The following is a 15,511-nucleotide window of genomic DNA, read 5'->3' as shown; positions in this document are numbered from 1 at the left end:
GCAGCACAACAAAATGTTTTAAGATTACTCCAATAGTTTTTCTTAAAACTCTCCTCGCAACCTTGCGAGGAGTTTAAACTCTTTCTTGTTTTAAATTTTCATTCAAACTTGTAAAAACTTAAATAACTTGCTTTATAAATCTACTCATCTATAAGCTCAAGATGAATAATCCTTGCTTTGCCATTAAGCACTTTGAGACTAACAAGGGCTTTTTGTGTGATGAGTTTTTTCTCTAAAATTTCAGCTTCTTTTTTAGGTAAAAAATACCGCTCTATGCCAAATTTTGAAGCATAAATACTCTCTGGAGTGTATTTAGAGATTGTGTATTTAGAAGTGATAAAAAGCTCGTTGTTTGTGGGTTTTTTATCGCTAAGCGTGAGTGTGAAAATACCATCTTGATTTTCATCTTTTAAAAGCGCATAAAAATGCTTTTTGTTCGAATTTGAAGGAAAGTCTTTTGTGGTATTTTCATCTTTTTGAAACTCATACTCAAGCAAAACATAATTTCCAGTGAGCAAATCCCTTGGATCAACGCCCCTTGCAATCACCTTTACTTCAGTGCCAAAAAATACTACTGCATAAGCATTTATAAACATTGCGGCGATGAGAGCAAATTGTAAAATAAAAACAAAAATGATAAATTTACTTTTCATAAAATCCTGCCTTTATTTTGTTTGAGTTTTTTCAAGCCAAGAAAGGCAAAGATAACAAGAGCAAAAAGCAAGAAAATCGCACTTGCGCCCAGATAATCCCCTATCAAATCAACATAGCGGATAAATGCCAAAGCCAAAATGTCAAAAAGTCCAAGCCACAAATGCCCTTTTGTCAGCAAATACACACCTAAAACCAAGCTTGCAAAGGAAGCAATAAGCGTTACAAACGCACTTGGCATACAAAGCAAAATTAACACAACAAGAGCTAGAAAAGCTAAAAAATACCGCTTTAAAAGCAAATTTAAGATCAATAAAAAGCTAAGAAGCCAGCAAAATAAGTTTTCTTTAAAGATACGCACAATAGTATCAAAAGTATAAACAAAATCAAAATTTGCAAGATCAAAACCTTCCATACTTGAAGCCAAAAACACAAGTATAAGCATAAAAAAGGCGAGATTTTCATGACTTTTAAGGCTTAAAAATACCAAAGCAAAACAAGTAAGATAAGGAAAATAAATATAAAATGAGCCAAAATAAGCACTCAAACCATCTAATAAAACAGGCGAAAAATACACATACGCGCACAAGCTAAAAAAGTTGAAAAAAGCAAGAAATTTAGAATTTTTAAAAGCATTGACAGCAAAACTTATCAGCACAAAAATGATAAAAAATGAAGAGAAATCAAACTCATCAAAACCCAAGCAAAAATACACCAAAGCAAAAGCAAGACTTTGAATAAACACCAAAAAGCTTTTTAACGCCCAAGCTTGCAGTAAAGTAAGCAAAGCAACGCTTAAAAAAGCTAAAGGCGTGTTATCGCCTAGATGATAAATTTGAGAAAGCAAGGCAAGATTGGCAAGTAAAACAAAGTTACTTAAGATCGCAAAAGCATTGATAAAAGCCTTAGTTTTACTTAGATACACGCCAAGTTGAGAACACAAAAGCAAGGCTAAAAGTAGGCTTGTTTTTATCAAATTTGAAAGCTCTTGCCAATTATACGCGACAAGCAAAAGCAAAGCTAGCGCCACAAAAACAAAGCCAAGCACCAAAAGCAAGGCTGTGTTTTTGTCTTTTTTATCCTCGTAAGCACTTAGCAAAAGCTCGCTTTGAGCCTTGCTTAAAAGCCCTTTTGCCTGAAGTTTTTCAAACTCGCTTTTTAAAAATGTAAATTTATTTAACGCAAAAATCATTGTAAAAGCTTTTTCATACCAAAATACCCAAAAAGGCTCGCAAGCCCAAAGATAAAGATCATCAAAGCGATCATAAAGCCTATGGTAATGCCAGCTATATTTGGATAGATGATAAAGATGAGCGAGATGATGATATTAAGCAGTGCAAGCACAAACAAGCCCACCCAGCCAAGTCCTCGTTTTTTAAGCTCAAAAACATAACTTAAGCTTAAAATTCCTCTAAACATACTCATAAATGCCACGATCATCACTATAGTCATACTTGTAAATTCCAAACCCAAGCCGATAAAAATAATGGCAAATAAAAAGCTCATCAAAGCATCAAAAAGTATGAAATTTGCTCCTGAAAAATCCTTAAACGAAAAATAATAAAAAAGCTTAGAAATTCCGCTTAAAATCAGCAAAAATGGCAAAAATACCACAAAACTTGCAAATACCTCAAGAGGCATAAACAGCCCCGCAAAACCTACCAAAGCAATAATGCTTGAAAAAATAATCCAGCAAATACTCATAAAAACTTGCATTGCTTACCTTTCATTTTGACTTAAATTTTTTGTCTATTATAAAGAAAATCTTTGAAAAAAAGCTGAATTTGGTATTTTTAATACAAAGCGTTTTGTGATTTTGCTAAAAATCTTAAATTTTGAGTTTGTTTTGTGTGATTGCAAGTAGCTTATATGTGGTGTCCCCTGTTGGGATCGAACCAACGACCACCTGATTAAGAGTCAGATGCTCTACCAGCTGAGCTAAGGAGACAAAGTGGCGCAGCGGACGGGGCTCGAACCCGCGACCTCCGCCGTGACAGGGCGGCATTCTAACCAGCTGAACTACCGCTGCGTACTAGATAACTGAAAACGGAATTTGGAGTGCGGAAGTTATGGTTTTTTACCTTTTTACCCGCTTTCTGCATTCTGCTTTCCGTAATGGTGGTCGCTATAAGACTCGAACTTATGACATCCACCTTGTAAGGGTGGCGCTCTACCAACTGAGCTAAGCGACCAAAAAATTTGGCGACCCCTAGAGGATTTGAACCCCTGTTACCAAACAGAGAATTTGGTGTCCTGGACCGCTAGACGAAAGGGTCAAAGCCCTAAAAAATGGTGTCCCGTGTTGGATTCGAACCAACGGCCCCCTCCTTAAAAGGGAGATGCTCTACCGGCTGAGCTAACGAGACAAAGTGGCGCAGCGGACGGGGCTCGAACCCGCGACCTCCGCCGTGACAGGGCGGCATTCTAACCAGCTGAACTACCGCTGCGTACTAGATAACTGAAAACGGAATTTGGAGTGCGGAAATTATGGTTTTTTTATCTTTATCCGCTTTCTGCATTCTGCTTTCTGTAATGGTGGTCGCTATAAGACTCGAACTTATGACATCCACCTTGTAAGGGTGGCGCTCTACCAACTGAGCTAAGCGACCAAAAATGGTGTCCCGTGTTGGATTCGAACCAACGGCCCCCTCCTTAAAAGGGAGATGCTCTACCGGCTGAGCTAACGAGACGAGATTAAAAAATAAATTGTGATTATGCCAAAATTACCCTATTTTTGTCAAGGGGTAAAGCAAGATTATAAAAAAGAAAATCTTTTGCTTGGTGTTTTTATTTTATTTAAGCTTTTTATAAGGAAAATGAAGCTAACATTTCGCAATTTATCTTCAAAAGAAAGGACTTAGGACTCTATGCAAAATTTAGTATCATTTTTCATAATGTGCCAAATGTGCGTGATGCGTAGCTAAATAAGTCTTTGGTGGCAACGCTTCCTTAGGCTTAGGCGGATAAGGAAGCAAGAGAAGCCATAGTTTTCTTTCTTAAATTTAACTTCACTTTTTACACTTTCTTATCCTTTGTTTGAGTTTTTTGCCTTTTTTGGCATTTCATTTTTTCATCACAATAAAGGAAAAGCATATGAAAACTATAGATTTACCCAAAATCTCTTTACAAAACTTCAATACAAATGACGCTCAAGCCTTTGAAACACTTCGCAAGGTTTCAAGGGAGATTGGCACTTTTTATCTTGTTGATCATGGCATTGATCTAAAACCCATCAAAGAGCTTTTCAAGCTTTCAAAAGAATTTTTTGCCCTACCAAAAGTGCAAAAAGAAGCTATAAGCATGATACATTCACCTCAATTTAGAGGCTACTCAAGCGAGGGTGGCGAATACACTGATGGGGGTAAGGATTATAGAGAACAGCTTGACATAGGCACAGCTAGAAAGCCTTTTAAATGGGATTTAAATTCGCCCTTATGGCAAAGACTTGAGGGCGAAAATCTCTTTCCTAAAGAACTACCCGAGCTTAAAAATATCTTTGAAGAGTATCAAAGACAAAGCAATAAAGCTTGCCTTAAGCTTTTAAGAGCTTTTGCAAGAGCCTTAGAGCTTCCAAGCACAGCCTTTGATGAGCTTTATGGCTTAAATTCATACGAACATTACAAAATCATTCACTATCCAGCCGCAAACGCAGTCAAAGGCTCAACTCAAGGCGTAGGCGCTCATAAAGACGGAGGCTTGCTTACCTTTGTGCTTCAAGACAAACAAAGTGGCTTGGAAGGATTTGTCAATGGCAAATGGTTTGAAGTGCCACCACTTGAAGGCTCTGTGGTGGTAAATATCGGCGAGTTTTTAGAAATGGCGACAAATGGCTACTTAAAAGCTACCATTCATCGCGTGAGTCTTACTCAAAAAGAAAGATTTAGCATAGCGTATTTTTTAGGCGTGCAACTTGATAAAGAAATTCCTATCTTTAGGCTTAAAGATGAGTTTGCCAAAGAAGCAAAAGGCGTAGATACTGATCCTAAAAATCCGCTTTTAAGAAATGTGGCAGAAAATTATTTCAAAAGAATGCTTAGAAGCCACCCTGATGTTGCAAAAGCCCATCATAGTGATTTGCTTGATAGATTTAACTTTACTAAGGAGGTGGTAAATGCTTAAGTTTAATGTTTTTGTTTTTATTTTAGCTATTTTTAGCACTATAAATACAGCTTTGGCTCTTGAACCTTTAAAGGTTGGGGCTGTGCCAACGCCTCATGCTCTTATCTTAGAACAAATCAAGCCTGAACTTGAAAAAGAAGGTTATGCGCTTGAAATTTTTGAATTTACTGATGGGGTGCAGCCAAATATCGCTACTGATAATGGCTTTCTTGATGCAAATTATTTTCAGCACAAGCCTTATTTAACCGAGTTTAACAAGGCTCATAATACCAAGCTTGTAGCAGTTTCAAGCATTCATCTTGAACCTATGGGCGTGTATTCAAATAAATTTAAAGAATTTAAGCCCCAAAAAGGTGCGAGGGTTGCTATACCAAATAATCCTACCAATGAAGCAAGAGCCTTACAAATCCTTGCTAGCACAGGCATAATCAAGCTTAAAAAAAGCGAGCTTGCTACCCCACTTGACATAAGTGAAAACACACTTGAGCTTAAATTCATAGAAATTAAAGACGCTCAGCTTGTAAGAAGCCTTGAAGATGTGGATTTTGCGGTGATTAATGGAAATTTTGCCCTGCAAGCTGGTTTTAATCCAGCCAAAGATGCCCTTGTGCTTGAAAGCACGCAAAGTGAGTATGCAAACTATGTTGTAGTAAAACAAGGCAATGAAAAAAGCCCTAAAACTCAAGCTCTTATCAAGGCTTTGCGAACTGAGAAAATAAAAGCTTATATCAATGCCAACTTCAAAGGCGCAGTGATACCGACTTTTTAAAAGAAAATAAAGGAAAAATTATGAGTAAAAACAAAAAACAAATCCATTTTAACGCCTTTGAAATGAATTGTATCACTCATTTAAGTGCTGGACTTTGGCGTTATCCAAATGATGAGGCTTTAAGATATAAGGACATTGAGTATTGGCAAAATATCGCTAAGATTGCTGAAAAAGGGCTATTTGATGCCATTTTTATCGCTGATGTTTTAGGCGTATATGATATTTACAATAACTCAGCTGATGCAGCCTTAAGAGGAGCGGTGCAAACTCCGGTAAATGATCCCATTCAACTTGCTGCTATAGGCGCAAGCGTTACACAAAATTTAGGCTTTGGTATCACTGCTGGAGTGGCTTTTGAACAGCCTTTTCCTTTTGCTAGAAGGCTTTCAACCCTAGATCATCTCACCAAAGGACGCGTAGGCTGGAACATCGTAACAGGCTATTTACCGAGTGCAAATGCAAATTTAGGCGAAAAAGAACTGCCTCATGATGAAAGATATGCTTTAGCTGATGAATATATGGAAGTGATTTATAAGCTACTGGAAGGCTCTTGGGAAGATGATGCTGTTGTTTTAGATAAGAAAAATGGTATTTTTGCTGATCCAAATAAAATTCATGCTATCAAACACAAGGGCAAGTATTTTGAAGTGCCTGGTTTTCATGTTTGTGAACCAAGCATTCAAAGAACACCTGTGCTTTTTCAAGCAGGTAATAGTCCAAGAGGGCTTGAATTTGCAGCAAAACACGCTGAAGCCATTTTCATTACTCCCATAGCTAAAGAATACACCAAAACAGCAGTCAAGCAAGTGCGTGAGGCTCTTGTCAAAGCAGGACGCGATCCTTATAGCGCAAAAATTTATGTACTAGCAACCATCATCACTGATAAAACAGAGGCTTTAGCTAGGGCAAAATACAAAGACTTATTAAGCTATGTAAGCGAGGAAGGCTCTTTGGTGCTTAATTCTGGCTGGCTTGGAGAAAATCTTGGCAAATACGCCCTTGATGATAAACTAAGTCATATAAAATCAAACGCCATTTTAGGCAAGGTGGAAGAATTTGCAAAAAGTAGAACTGATGAGGGCAAGGACTGGACCTTAAGAGAGCTTATAAAAATAGCTGGCATTGGAGCCTTAGGACAAAAGATCATAGGTGGGGCTAAAGAAGTTGCAACTGAGCTTGAAAGACTTGTAGAATACAGCGACGCAGATGGTTTTAACCTAGCCTATGCAACAACGCCTGGCACCTTTGAAGATGTGGTTGAGTTCATCGTGCCTGAACTTCAAAAAAGAGGTTCTTATAAATTAGAATACACAAGTGGAAGCCTTAGAAATAAACTCTTTGGTAAGGGCGATAGGCTTGATGAGACTCATATAGGATCAAGTTTTAGTTTTAAAAACTCAAGTGCTTTACAAGCAAAAAGAAAGGAAAATTATGCTGTATAATGATTTAGAAGATGGAATTTATATTTTACATGAAAACAAAGAATGGTTGCCGCCTTTTTATGAGGCTTTTAAAAAAGCTGGGGCTGAGTTTAAAGAACTTGACTTAAATAGTGGCAGTATAGACTTAAGCAAAGCCCCACCAAAAGGGGTATTTTTCAGCAGAATGAGCGCTTCTTCACACACTAGAGCACACCCCTTTGTTAAAGAATACGCAAGAGTCATTTTTACTTGGCTTGAAACTCATCAAAGAAGGATAATCAATGGCTTAAATGTGCTAGAGCTTGAAGTAAGCAAAGTCGCTCAATACCTAGCTTTAGCAAAGTTTGGTTTTCGTGTGCCTAAAACTCTAGCCGTTTTTGGCAAAGATGATTTACTTGAACAAGCTAAAAAGCTTCAAACTCCTTTTATCACTAAGCACAATCAAGGCGGAAAAGGGCTTGGAGTAAGGCTTTTTGAACATCATAAAGACTTTGAAAATTATATTTTCTCAAGTGAATTTGAAGAAGCAGCGGATAATATCACGCTTTTACAAGAATACATCAAAGCCAAAGAGCCTTTCATCACAAGGCTTGAGTTTATAGCTGGGAAGTTTTTTTATGCTGTAAAGGTTGATACAAGTGATGGGGGCTTTGAGCTTTGTCCAGCTGAGGCTTGCGAAATAGATAGGCAAAGCAAAAAACCAGCCCTAGCAGCTGCAGCTTGTGATATAGGAGCAAAATTCACTCTTAGAAGAGATATAAACGCAAATACCCCTTTAATAGCAAAGCTAGAAAGCTTTTTAAAAGCTTTTTATATAGAAATCGCAGGCATTGAATTTATCGATACTGGCAAAGAACTTGTGGTGTATGATATTAATACCAATACGAATTACAACCAAAAAGTTGAAGCCAGTTTAAGAGCAAATGGTGAATTAGCTGCAGCTGATAAAGTAGCTGAGTTTCTCTTAAAAGAATATCAAAAGATAAAGGAATAAAAATGAAATTTGGATACTGGAGCCCAGTTTTTGGCTCATGGCTTAGAAATGTTAATGATGATACCACGCAGTGTTCTTGGGAGTATATTAAGGATTTAACCTTAAAGGCTGAAAAGCTAGGCTACAGCCTTACTTTGGTGCCAGAATTGTATTTAAATGATATTAAAGGACATAAAGCCCCTTGTCTTGATGCTTGGGCTATAGCTACAGCACTTGCTAGCATTACGCAAAAGATTGAAATCCTAGCTGCACTTCGCCCACAATACCACCAAGTAGCAACCACAGCAAAAGAACTTACCACCTTAGCTCAAATTTCAAACCATCGCTTTAGTATAAATCTCGTCTCAGCGTGGTGGGAAGAAGAAGCAAGGCAATTTGGCATTGATTTTAAAGCGCATGATGATAGATACACTTTTTTAAGTGAATATGCTCAAATTTTAAAAGGCTTTTGGAGCAAAAGTCCTTTTAGTTTTAAGGGCAAGTATTTTGAATTTAAAGATTCTTTTAATGAGCCAAAACCAAGCACACAACCTCTTATTTATGCAGGCGGAGAAAGTGAAACAGGACGCAATGCTATCACGCAATTTGCAGACTTTTACCTTATGCACGGAGGCAGTGTAGATGAGGTAGAAACAAAGATCAAAGATATGAAAGCAAGACGCGCTAAGGCAGGTTTAAAGGAATTTAAAGGCTTTGGCATGGCTGCTTATGTCATCATTAAAAATACACAAGAGGAGGCTTTAGCAGAACTTAAAAGGATTACAACAATTAAAAATGAGGAGGCTTATGCGAATTCATATCAGGATTTTACTTCAAATTCAAACTTAAATGTAGAGCTTTCAAAAGCAGATTACAGCGTTTCAAATCGCGGTTTGCGTGCAAATTTAATCGGCACAGCACAGCAAGTGAGAGCAAAAATCAAGGAATTTGAAGAAGTGGGCGTTGATCTTATCATCATTCAGTGTGCAAATATGAAAGAAGAGCTTGAAAAAATCGCTCACGAACTATTTTAAAGAGTTTTAAAATAGCTGTTGTTTTTTATTTATCAAATAAAATTAAAATAATTTTTTAAAGCTTTTGATAAATTTAAGAACAAAAATGTATCTTTAAGGCTTAAATTTAAGCCTTAATAGTTTATAATTTCATTTTATTTTTTGAAAGGAAAAATATGCAAAATTCGGTTATTTCTTACCCAAGAATAGGTGCTTTAAGAGAGCTTAAGTTTGGAGTGGAAAAATACTTCAAAAAACAAAGCTCAAAAGAAGAGCTCATAAGTCTTGCAAAAGAGTTGCGTAAAAGGCATTGGCAAAGTCAAAAAGACGCTGGGATAGACTTTATCTCGTGTAATGATTTTTCATTTTATGATAATATCCTTGACACAGCCGCGCTCTTTAATGTCGTGGCGAAACGTTATAAGGCTTTGAATTTAGATACTTTAGATGAGTATTTTGCCCAAGCTCGTGGCTATCAAGGAGCAAATGGCGATACTACAGCTTTGGCGATGAAAAAATGGTTTAACACCAATTATCACTACCTCGTGCCAGAATGCGATGATGCTCAAAGCATAGCCTTAGTGGGCGACAAGCCTTTTAAAGAATACGATGAAGCCAAAGAATTTGGCATAGAAGCTAAGGTTGTTATTAGTGGAATTTTCACCTTTTTCAAACTTATCAATTTTAGCGATGAAAGCACTCAAGCTAAGGCTAAAGAAAAGCTTGTGCTAGCTTATACTGAGTTTTTAAACAAGCTAAATGAAAAAGGTGTAAAATGGGTGCAATTTGATGAGCCTTATTTGGTGTATGATTTAACTAAGGCTGATATAGCTTTGTTTGAAGAGTTTTATAACACACTTTTAGCCAAAAAAGCAGGTGTAAAAGTGCTTATACAAACTTATTTTGGCGATGTAAGAGATGTTTATGATAGTCTTAACACACTTCAATTTGATGCTATAGGACTTGATTTTATCGAGGGCAAAGAAAGCTTAAACCTCATCAAAAAAGGCTTTGATGAAAATAAAATTCTTTTTGCTGGGCTTGTAAATGGCAAAAATATCTATAAAAACAATTACGCAAAAACATTAGAAAAATTTAAAAGCATTCAAAGTCTAGTGAAAAATGTCGTATTAAATACAAGTTGTTCTTTGCTTCACAGCCCTTATACTATCAAAAATGAAAGCAAACTAGAAGCTCAATTTTTAGAGCATTTTGCCTTTGCTGAGGAAAAACTCACCGAACTTAAAGAACTTAAGGCTATCTTTGAAAGCCAAAACCCAGAGCAAAATGAGTTTTTCAAAACAAATACCGCCCTTTTTGCTAAGGCAACAAATAAAGAAAACAAAGCTGTAAAAGAAAGGCTTGCTAGGCTTTCACAAAGCGATTATACAAGAAAGCCAGCCTTTAAAGAAAGAGAACAAATTCAAAAAGAAGCCTTAAAACTTCCACTTTTACCAACCACAACCATAGGTTCATTTCCTCAAACTCCTGATGTGCGTAAGAACCGCCTAGACTTTAAAAAAGCACAAATTTCAAGCACAGCTTATACTGAGTTTAATCAAACCAAGATCAAAGAATGTATCAAATTCCAAGAACAAATCGGACTTGATGTCTTAGTGCATGGCGAGTTTGAACGCAATGATATGGTGGAGTATTTTGGTGAGAGCTTAGAGGGCTTTTTATTTACCTCGAATGGCTGGGTGCAAAGCTATGGCACAAGATGTGTAAAACCTCCTGTTGTGTGGGGCGATGTCTCAAGGGCTAAACCTATCACTGTAGCGTGGAGTAAATTTGCCCAAGAACAAAGCTCAAAATATGTCAAAGGTATGCTCACTGGACCTGTAACTATACTTAACTGGAGTTTTCCAAGAGAAGATATAAGCCTTAAAGAAAGCACCTTGCAAATTGCTTTGGCAATTCGTGATGAAGTACTTGATCTTGAAGTAGCAGGCATTAAAATCATACAAATTGATGAAGCAGCTTTGCGTGAAAAACTCCCTTTAAGAAAAAGTGATTGGCATAGTGAGTATTTAGACTGGGCTATACCAGCTTTTAACCTCGTGCATAGCGGCGTAAAGGCTCAAACTCAAATCCATACTCATATGTGCTATAGTGAATTTAGCGATATTATCAAAGAAATTGATGCTATGGATGCTGATGTGATCTCTTTTGAGGCAAGCAGAAGCAATTTAGAGCTTTTAGATACTCTTAAAGCAGCTCATTTTCAAACCCAAGTTGGACCGGGCGTTTATGATATACACAGCCCTAGAGTGCCTAGCGTAAGCGAGCTTGAAAGCACGATCAAAAAAATCCTTGCAAAGCTCCCAAAAGAACAAATTTGGATCAATCCAGATTGTGGGCTTAAAACAAGAGGCGATAAAGAAGTGATAGAAAGCCTTAAAAATATGGTTACAGCTACACTCAATATAAGAAAAAGCCTTTAAAAAGGAGTGAAGATGAATGCAAAAGCAAGTTTTTCTTTTGAAATTTTTCCACCAAGAAAAAGTGATAGTATAGATAAAATTTACACCACTTTAGAACAGCTCAAAGACTTAAAGCCAGACTTTATCAGCGTAACTTTTGGGGCAGGTGGAAGTATCAATTCGCAAAACACCCTTGATATAGCAAGCTTAGTGCAAGATCGCTATAAAACCTCAAGTATAGTGCATTTACCTTGCATTCATCAAAATAAAGCCCAAATTTCAAGCATTTTAAATGAATGTAAAAAACGAGGGCTTCAAAAAATCCTTGCCCTAAGAGGCGATATAGTCGAGGGTAAGGAAAAAAGCGTGGATTTTGCGTATGCAAGTGATTTGGTGCGTTTTATCAAAGAACAAGGCGACTTTGAAATTTATGCAGCTTGCTATCCTGAAAAGCATAATGAAGCTTTAAATTTCACTGAAGATATTCATCACTTAAAAGAAAAAGTTGATGCAGGAGCAAACACGCTTTTAACTCAGCTTTTCTTTGACAATGAAGACTTTTACCGCTTCAAAGAATACTGCGATATAGCAAATATAAAAGCTGAAATCAAAGCAGGCATAATGCCTATAGCCAATAAACGTCAAGTACTTAAAATCACAAGTATGTGTGGATCAAAAATCCCACCTAAATTTGCAAAAATACTGCATAAATACGAACACAACGATAAAGCCATGATAGATGCTGGCATAGCTTATGCTATCGATCAAATCGTTGATTTACTCACAAATGGCGTAAGTGGCATTCATCTTTATACTATGAATAATGCCTATGTAGCAAAAAAGGTTTTTGAAGCAACACATAGCTTGTTTGAAGCATAAGCGTATATAGGCGTTATAGCTTTTGATCTTGCTTAAAATTCACTCAAAGAAACATTTTTATTAAAAAAATAAACAATACAAATAATTATTTAATAAAAAATATTATAATGAAATTACCTTAAAATCATTCAAAGGAGAAAAAATGATGAAAAAAATTCTTTTAGGTTCTGTGTTAGCAAGCTCTGTGCTTTTTGCTGCAAATACTGAGGTTTTTGATCCAAAATCAGTTAAGGATCATTTAGTGATTAAAATGCAAGTTTTAGATCAAAAAAAGAACAAAGATGCTGGAGAAGTCATCGCTGTGCAAACAGCTTATGGAGTGGCATTTTTTCCACAACTTAAAGGCTTAGAAGCTGGAATTCACGGCTTTCATGTGCATGAAAACGCAGATTGTGGAGCAACTGATAAAGGCTTGGGTATGAAAGCTGGAGGACACTGGGATCCTGAAAAAACAGAAGGGCATTCACTTCCTTGGGATGATAAAGGACATAAAGGCGATTTGCCAGCACTTTATGTTGATAAAGATGGCAACGCAAACAATCCTGTTTTAGCGCCAAAGATTAAAAACTTAAATGAGCTTAAAAAACATGCTTTAATGATCCACTTTGGTGGGGATAATCACAGCGATCACCCAGCTACACTTGGTGGTGGCGGAGCTAGAATGGCTTGCGGCGTGATTAAATAATCTTAAAAAATTTAACTTCAAGTGGCTAAGGCTGCTTGAAGTTAGGCTTATTTTTAATCACAATAAAATATTTTTTTGTCTAAAAAATCATCACAAAAATATACGAAATATCTCATTTATCATATCAAATAAAAATGATTATCTAAAAAAATATTCTGTGCCTTTATCAAAATTATCTTTAAGCTTAAAGCAAAAACCTAATTTTATCATTATATCCTACTCTTAAAATGAAATATTTTACAAAAATAAACTCTATGCAATAGCACAAAAATATACTCAAAATCAACACTTTTAATACAAATTTTGATATGTGTTAGCTTTTTTTATCTACAATAGCACTTTACATTCTTACACTAAGGAAAAAAATGTTTTCAGCGTTTTTTGCTTCTAAAAAATGGGCTTTGTGGGCTTATTTGGGTTTATTTTTCTTGCTTTTTTGTCTGTATATACAAACCAATCTTAATGTTGCCATAAATGAATGGTATAAAGATTTTTACAATGTCTTGCAAAAACCACAAATCAAACCTTTAGAGCAAACAAGCACCAAAGATGAAGCGACAACTTCCACGCAAAATACTCAAGCTAACCATTCCTCTACCCAAGATACAACTAAAGATGAAAAAAGCAAAGAGCAAAACACAAGCAAGCAAGATGAGCAAAAAACTAAGCAAAATGAAAATGATGATAACACCACTTTCTTAAATGCTTTGGCGATGAAATATTACAAAAGCCTCACAAAAAGTCATTTTGGCGAAAATGGTGTAGATAAACAAAGCTATATAATTGAGGATTTTTATGCTTTGATTGTGATTTTTTTATTTATCGCTATACCTTATGTTTTGGTTGCTACTATAAATATTTACTTTGCAAGTGTATATGCCTTTAAATGGCGTGAAGCGATGACTTTTGAATATTTGCGTTTTTGGAAAAATAAAGATGATAATATCGAAGGCAGTTCTCAAAGAATTCAAGAAGATATTTATAATTTCTCAAAAATAGTTGAAAGCTTGGGGCTTGCCTTTGTTCGAGCTGTGATGATACTCATCGCTTTTATCCCTATACTTTGGGCTTTAAGTGCTTCTGTGAATGTGCCTATTTTAAGAGATATTGAGGGTTCTTTGGTATATGTAGCCTTTTTGATCTCTGTTGGAGGCTTGATTATATCGTGGTTTGTGGGTATAAAACTGCCCGGACTTGAGTATAATAACCAAAAAGCAGAGGCTGCTTTTAGAAAAGAGCTTGTCTATGCAGAAGATGATCGCAAAAACTACGCTAAAAATGAAACTATGCTTGAGCTTTTTACAGGGCTTAAATTTAACTACAAAAGGCTTTTTTTGCATTATGGGTATTTTAATATTTGGCTTATTTTGTTTGAACAAATGATCGTTATCGTGCCACTTTTAATCATGGCACCTTCGCTTTTCATCGGCGCTATAGGGCTTGGTATAGTTATGCAGATGAATAATGCCTTTGATCAGGTGCGAAGCTCTTTTAGTGTTTTTATAACCAACTGGACAAAAATCACCGAGCTTAGAAGTATATACAAACGTTTGAAAGAATTTGAAAAAAATATCGCTTATAAAAAGCATTAGACTTTATCTAAAAGCCTAGCTATCATATCTTTGGCTAATTTGTTAAAACCAAGCTTGAGTTTGTTATAGTTTTTGATCCATTTGTTGTTCAACAAAAGCATTTGACATTCATTACCCCAGCTTCCTCCGCCCCATTTAAGCCTTAAATTCGTTTTCATCGTTTGGAGTATGCTTACCTTAAATATATCAGCTATATGCACATTGCCCGTATCTGGACTTATGAGCATATCAAGCCTACTTGTAAGCTCGATCAGATGAAAAAGCTCATTATCACCTATAAAAATTTGGATATTTTCTTCTTCAAATTCTTTATACCTTATCAAATTTCCATCATAGCTCATCATCACAAAAAACACTTGCGGAAACTCGCGTGCCAAATTCTTTGCTAAATATGCATAATCTTGAGGGACAAATTTATAAGCTGAGTTTGCAAAAGCATTGATGCCTACGATAAGTTTAAATTGTTCAGCCTTAAAGCTTTTAAAAAGCGTGTCAATATATCTTTGATGCTGAGGCAGGGTTTTTAAAGCAAGGTGTTTAAAATCAATCTTTGAAATATTCTCATCAAAATGCTTTTTATCGATCTTTCTTACCAACTCAAGAGCCTTAAACACCTCTCTGTGAGGGCGAAATTGATTATAAAAAACCACTTCTACCCTCTTTGCAAAAAAAGTTTGAAGATAAGCTGGAGCAATGATTCTTTTTGCCTTACTTGTTTGAGCTAGACTGATCATATCGCCGTATTTATGCCCTGCAAGAAGCAAAATATCAAGTTCAAAATCACTCAAACGCCCCCCCCCAAGCTCATCTATCACCACAAACTCATCAATCACTTCAGAGTAAAAAAACATATCCATAAAATAACGACGTCCAAAAAAGATGATCTTGCTTTGTGGATAAAGCTTTCTTAAAGCCACCAAAGCCTTAAAACGCGTCGCATTATCCCCTACAGAATGTATATCATTTAAAAAACCTATATTTTGCAC

At 36.1% G+C, this 15,511-nt stretch carries 13 protein-coding genes and 8 tRNA genes; 9 read left to right on the top strand and 12 right to left on the bottom strand.

What is annotated here, in order from left to right:
• Positions 1 to 140: 140 nt before the first annotated feature.
• From CQA38_RS01855 to CQA38_RS01805, 11 genes are all read right to left on the bottom strand, one after another.
• Positions 141 to 653: a GDYXXLXY domain-containing protein gene (locus CQA38_RS01855; RefSeq protein ID WP_137632290.1), complete on the bottom strand. Its 513-nt coding sequence runs from the start codon at positions 651 to 653 to the stop codon at positions 141 to 143.
• Complete coding sequence (locus tag CQA38_RS01850) at positions 650 to 1,843, bottom strand: DUF2157 domain-containing protein (RefSeq protein WP_137632289.1); 1,194 nt, start codon at positions 1,841 to 1,843, stop codon at positions 650 to 652. Before CQA38_RS01850 ends, CQA38_RS01855 begins: the two co-directional genes overlap by 4 nt.
• Entirely contained in the window at positions 1,840 to 2,367 is a 528-nt protein-coding gene (locus CQA38_RS01845; protein WP_137632288.1) for a DUF308 domain-containing protein, read from the bottom strand. The genes CQA38_RS01850 and CQA38_RS01845 overlap by 4 nt, the downstream gene beginning before the upstream one ends.
• A 156-nt stretch (positions 2,368 to 2,523) precedes the next feature.
• Positions 2,524 to 2,599: transfer RNA gene (locus CQA38_RS01840), tRNA-Lys, on the bottom strand.
• A gap of 4 nt (positions 2,600 to 2,603) precedes the next feature.
• Positions 2,604 to 2,680 (bottom strand) — tRNA-Asp (locus tag CQA38_RS01835).
• 87 nt (positions 2,681 to 2,767) lie between these two features.
• Positions 2,768 to 2,843, bottom strand: a tRNA-Val gene (locus tag CQA38_RS01830).
• Positions 2,844 to 2,851: 8 nt separating this feature from the next.
• Positions 2,852 to 2,927, bottom strand: a tRNA-Glu gene (locus tag CQA38_RS01825).
• Positions 2,928 to 2,941: 14 nt separating this feature from the next.
• A tRNA-Lys gene (locus tag CQA38_RS01820) sits at positions 2,942 to 3,017 on the bottom strand.
• A 4-nt stretch (positions 3,018 to 3,021) separates the two neighbouring features.
• Positions 3,022 to 3,098 (bottom strand) — tRNA-Asp (locus tag CQA38_RS01815).
• Between the two features lie 86 nt (positions 3,099 to 3,184).
• Positions 3,185 to 3,260: transfer RNA gene (locus tag CQA38_RS01810), tRNA-Val, on the bottom strand.
• Positions 3,261 to 3,265: 5 nt separating this feature from the next.
• A tRNA-Lys gene (locus CQA38_RS01805) sits at positions 3,266 to 3,341 on the bottom strand.
• A gap of 412 nt (positions 3,342 to 3,753) precedes the next feature.
• Between CQA38_RS01805 and CQA38_RS01800 the strand changes: the two genes are divergently transcribed.
• The 9 genes from CQA38_RS01800 to CQA38_RS01760 all read left to right on the top strand — a co-directional run bounded on the left by CQA38_RS01800 (position 3,754) and on the right by CQA38_RS01760 (position 14,525).
• A complete protein-coding gene (locus tag CQA38_RS01800) occupies positions 3,754 to 4,770 on the top strand; it encodes a 2-oxoglutarate and iron-dependent oxygenase domain-containing protein (protein ID WP_137632315.1) in 1,017 nt (338 codons plus the stop codon).
• Positions 4,763 to 5,539 carry a MetQ/NlpA family ABC transporter substrate-binding protein gene (locus tag CQA38_RS01795; RefSeq protein WP_137632287.1) on the top strand — a complete coding sequence of 259 codons (777 nt, stop codon included), beginning with the start codon at positions 4,763 to 4,765 and terminating at the stop codon, positions 5,537 to 5,539. The genes CQA38_RS01800 and CQA38_RS01795 overlap by 8 nt, the downstream gene beginning before the upstream one ends.
• A 20-nt stretch (positions 5,540 to 5,559) precedes the next feature.
• Positions 5,560 to 6,981 carry an LLM class flavin-dependent oxidoreductase gene (locus CQA38_RS01790; RefSeq protein WP_137632286.1) on the top strand — a complete coding sequence of 474 codons (1,422 nt, stop codon included), beginning with the start codon at positions 5,560 to 5,562 and terminating at the stop codon, positions 6,979 to 6,981.
• Complete coding sequence (locus tag CQA38_RS01785; protein ID WP_137632285.1) at positions 6,971 to 7,954, top strand: alpha-L-glutamate ligase; 984 nt, start codon at positions 6,971 to 6,973, stop codon at positions 7,952 to 7,954. Before CQA38_RS01790 ends, CQA38_RS01785 begins: the two co-directional genes overlap by 11 nt.
• Positions 7,955 to 7,956: 2 nt before the next feature.
• Complete coding sequence (locus tag CQA38_RS01780) at positions 7,957 to 8,967, top strand: LLM class flavin-dependent oxidoreductase (RefSeq protein ID WP_137632284.1); 1,011 nt, start codon at positions 7,957 to 7,959, stop codon at positions 8,965 to 8,967.
• Positions 8,968 to 9,122: 155 nt separating this feature from the next.
• Positions 9,123 to 11,390, top strand: a complete 2,268-nt coding sequence (gene metE, locus CQA38_RS01775) for a 5-methyltetrahydropteroyltriglutamate--homocysteine S-methyltransferase (RefSeq protein WP_137632283.1) — start codon at positions 9,123 to 9,125, stop codon at positions 11,388 to 11,390.
• Between the two features lie 12 nt (positions 11,391 to 11,402).
• The gene (metF, locus tag CQA38_RS01770; RefSeq protein WP_137632282.1) at positions 11,403 to 12,248 is read left to right on the top strand and encodes a methylenetetrahydrofolate reductase [NAD(P)H]; all 846 of its coding nucleotides are present in this window, start codon (positions 11,403 to 11,405) and stop codon (positions 12,246 to 12,248) included.
• A gap of 145 nt (positions 12,249 to 12,393) precedes the next feature.
• Positions 12,394 to 12,933, top strand: a complete 540-nt coding sequence (locus tag CQA38_RS01765; RefSeq protein ID WP_137632314.1) for a superoxide dismutase family protein — start codon at positions 12,394 to 12,396, stop codon at positions 12,931 to 12,933.
• 365 nt (positions 12,934 to 13,298) lie between these two features.
• A complete protein-coding gene (locus CQA38_RS01760; protein ID WP_137632281.1) occupies positions 13,299 to 14,525 on the top strand; it encodes a putative transporter in 1,227 nt (408 codons plus the stop codon).
• Here the strand turns inward: CQA38_RS01760 and CQA38_RS01755 are convergent.
• The gene (locus CQA38_RS01755; protein ID WP_137632280.1) at positions 14,522 to 15,511 is read right to left on the bottom strand and encodes a glycosyltransferase family 9 protein; all 990 of its coding nucleotides are present in this window, start codon (positions 15,509 to 15,511) and stop codon (positions 14,522 to 14,524) included. The genes CQA38_RS01760 and CQA38_RS01755 overlap by 4 nt on opposite strands.

The organism is Campylobacter sp. MIT 12-5580 (assembly GCF_005406235.1).
Taxonomy (GTDB): Bacteria; Campylobacterota; Campylobacteria; order Campylobacterales; family Campylobacteraceae; genus Campylobacter_D.
Note: the sequence above shows the minus strand (reverse complement) of the source record. Positions and strands in the feature narration are given on the sequence as shown.

Coding starts and splice junctions, on each gene's coding strand:
- metF (WP_137632282.1), top strand. CDS start 11,403: ATGAATGCAAAAGCAAGTTTTTCTTTTGAAATTTTTCCACCAAGAAAA.
- CQA38_RS01790 (WP_137632286.1), top strand. CDS start 5,560: ATGAGTAAAAACAAAAAACAAATCCATTTTAACGCCTTTGAAATGAAT.
- metE (WP_137632283.1), top strand. CDS start 9,123: ATGCAAAATTCGGTTATTTCTTACCCAAGAATAGGTGCTTTAAGAGAG.
- CQA38_RS01855 (WP_137632290.1), bottom strand. CDS start 653: ATGAAAAGTAAATTTATCATTTTTGTTTTTATTTTACAATTTGCTCTC.
- CQA38_RS01765 (WP_137632314.1), top strand. CDS start 12,394: ATGAAAAAAATTCTTTTAGGTTCTGTGTTAGCAAGCTCTGTGCTTTTT.
- CQA38_RS01760 (WP_137632281.1), top strand. CDS start 13,299: ATGTTTTCAGCGTTTTTTGCTTCTAAAAAATGGGCTTTGTGGGCTTAT.
- CQA38_RS01850 (WP_137632289.1), bottom strand. CDS start 1,843: ATGATTTTTGCGTTAAATAAATTTACATTTTTAAAAAGCGAGTTTGAA.
- CQA38_RS01785 (WP_137632285.1), top strand. CDS start 6,971: ATGCTGTATAATGATTTAGAAGATGGAATTTATATTTTACATGAAAAC.
- CQA38_RS01795 (WP_137632287.1), top strand. CDS start 4,763: ATGCTTAAGTTTAATGTTTTTGTTTTTATTTTAGCTATTTTTAGCACT.
- CQA38_RS01845 (WP_137632288.1), bottom strand. CDS start 2,367: ATGCAAGTTTTTATGAGTATTTGCTGGATTATTTTTTCAAGCATTATT.
- CQA38_RS01780 (WP_137632284.1), top strand. CDS start 7,957: ATGAAATTTGGATACTGGAGCCCAGTTTTTGGCTCATGGCTTAGAAAT.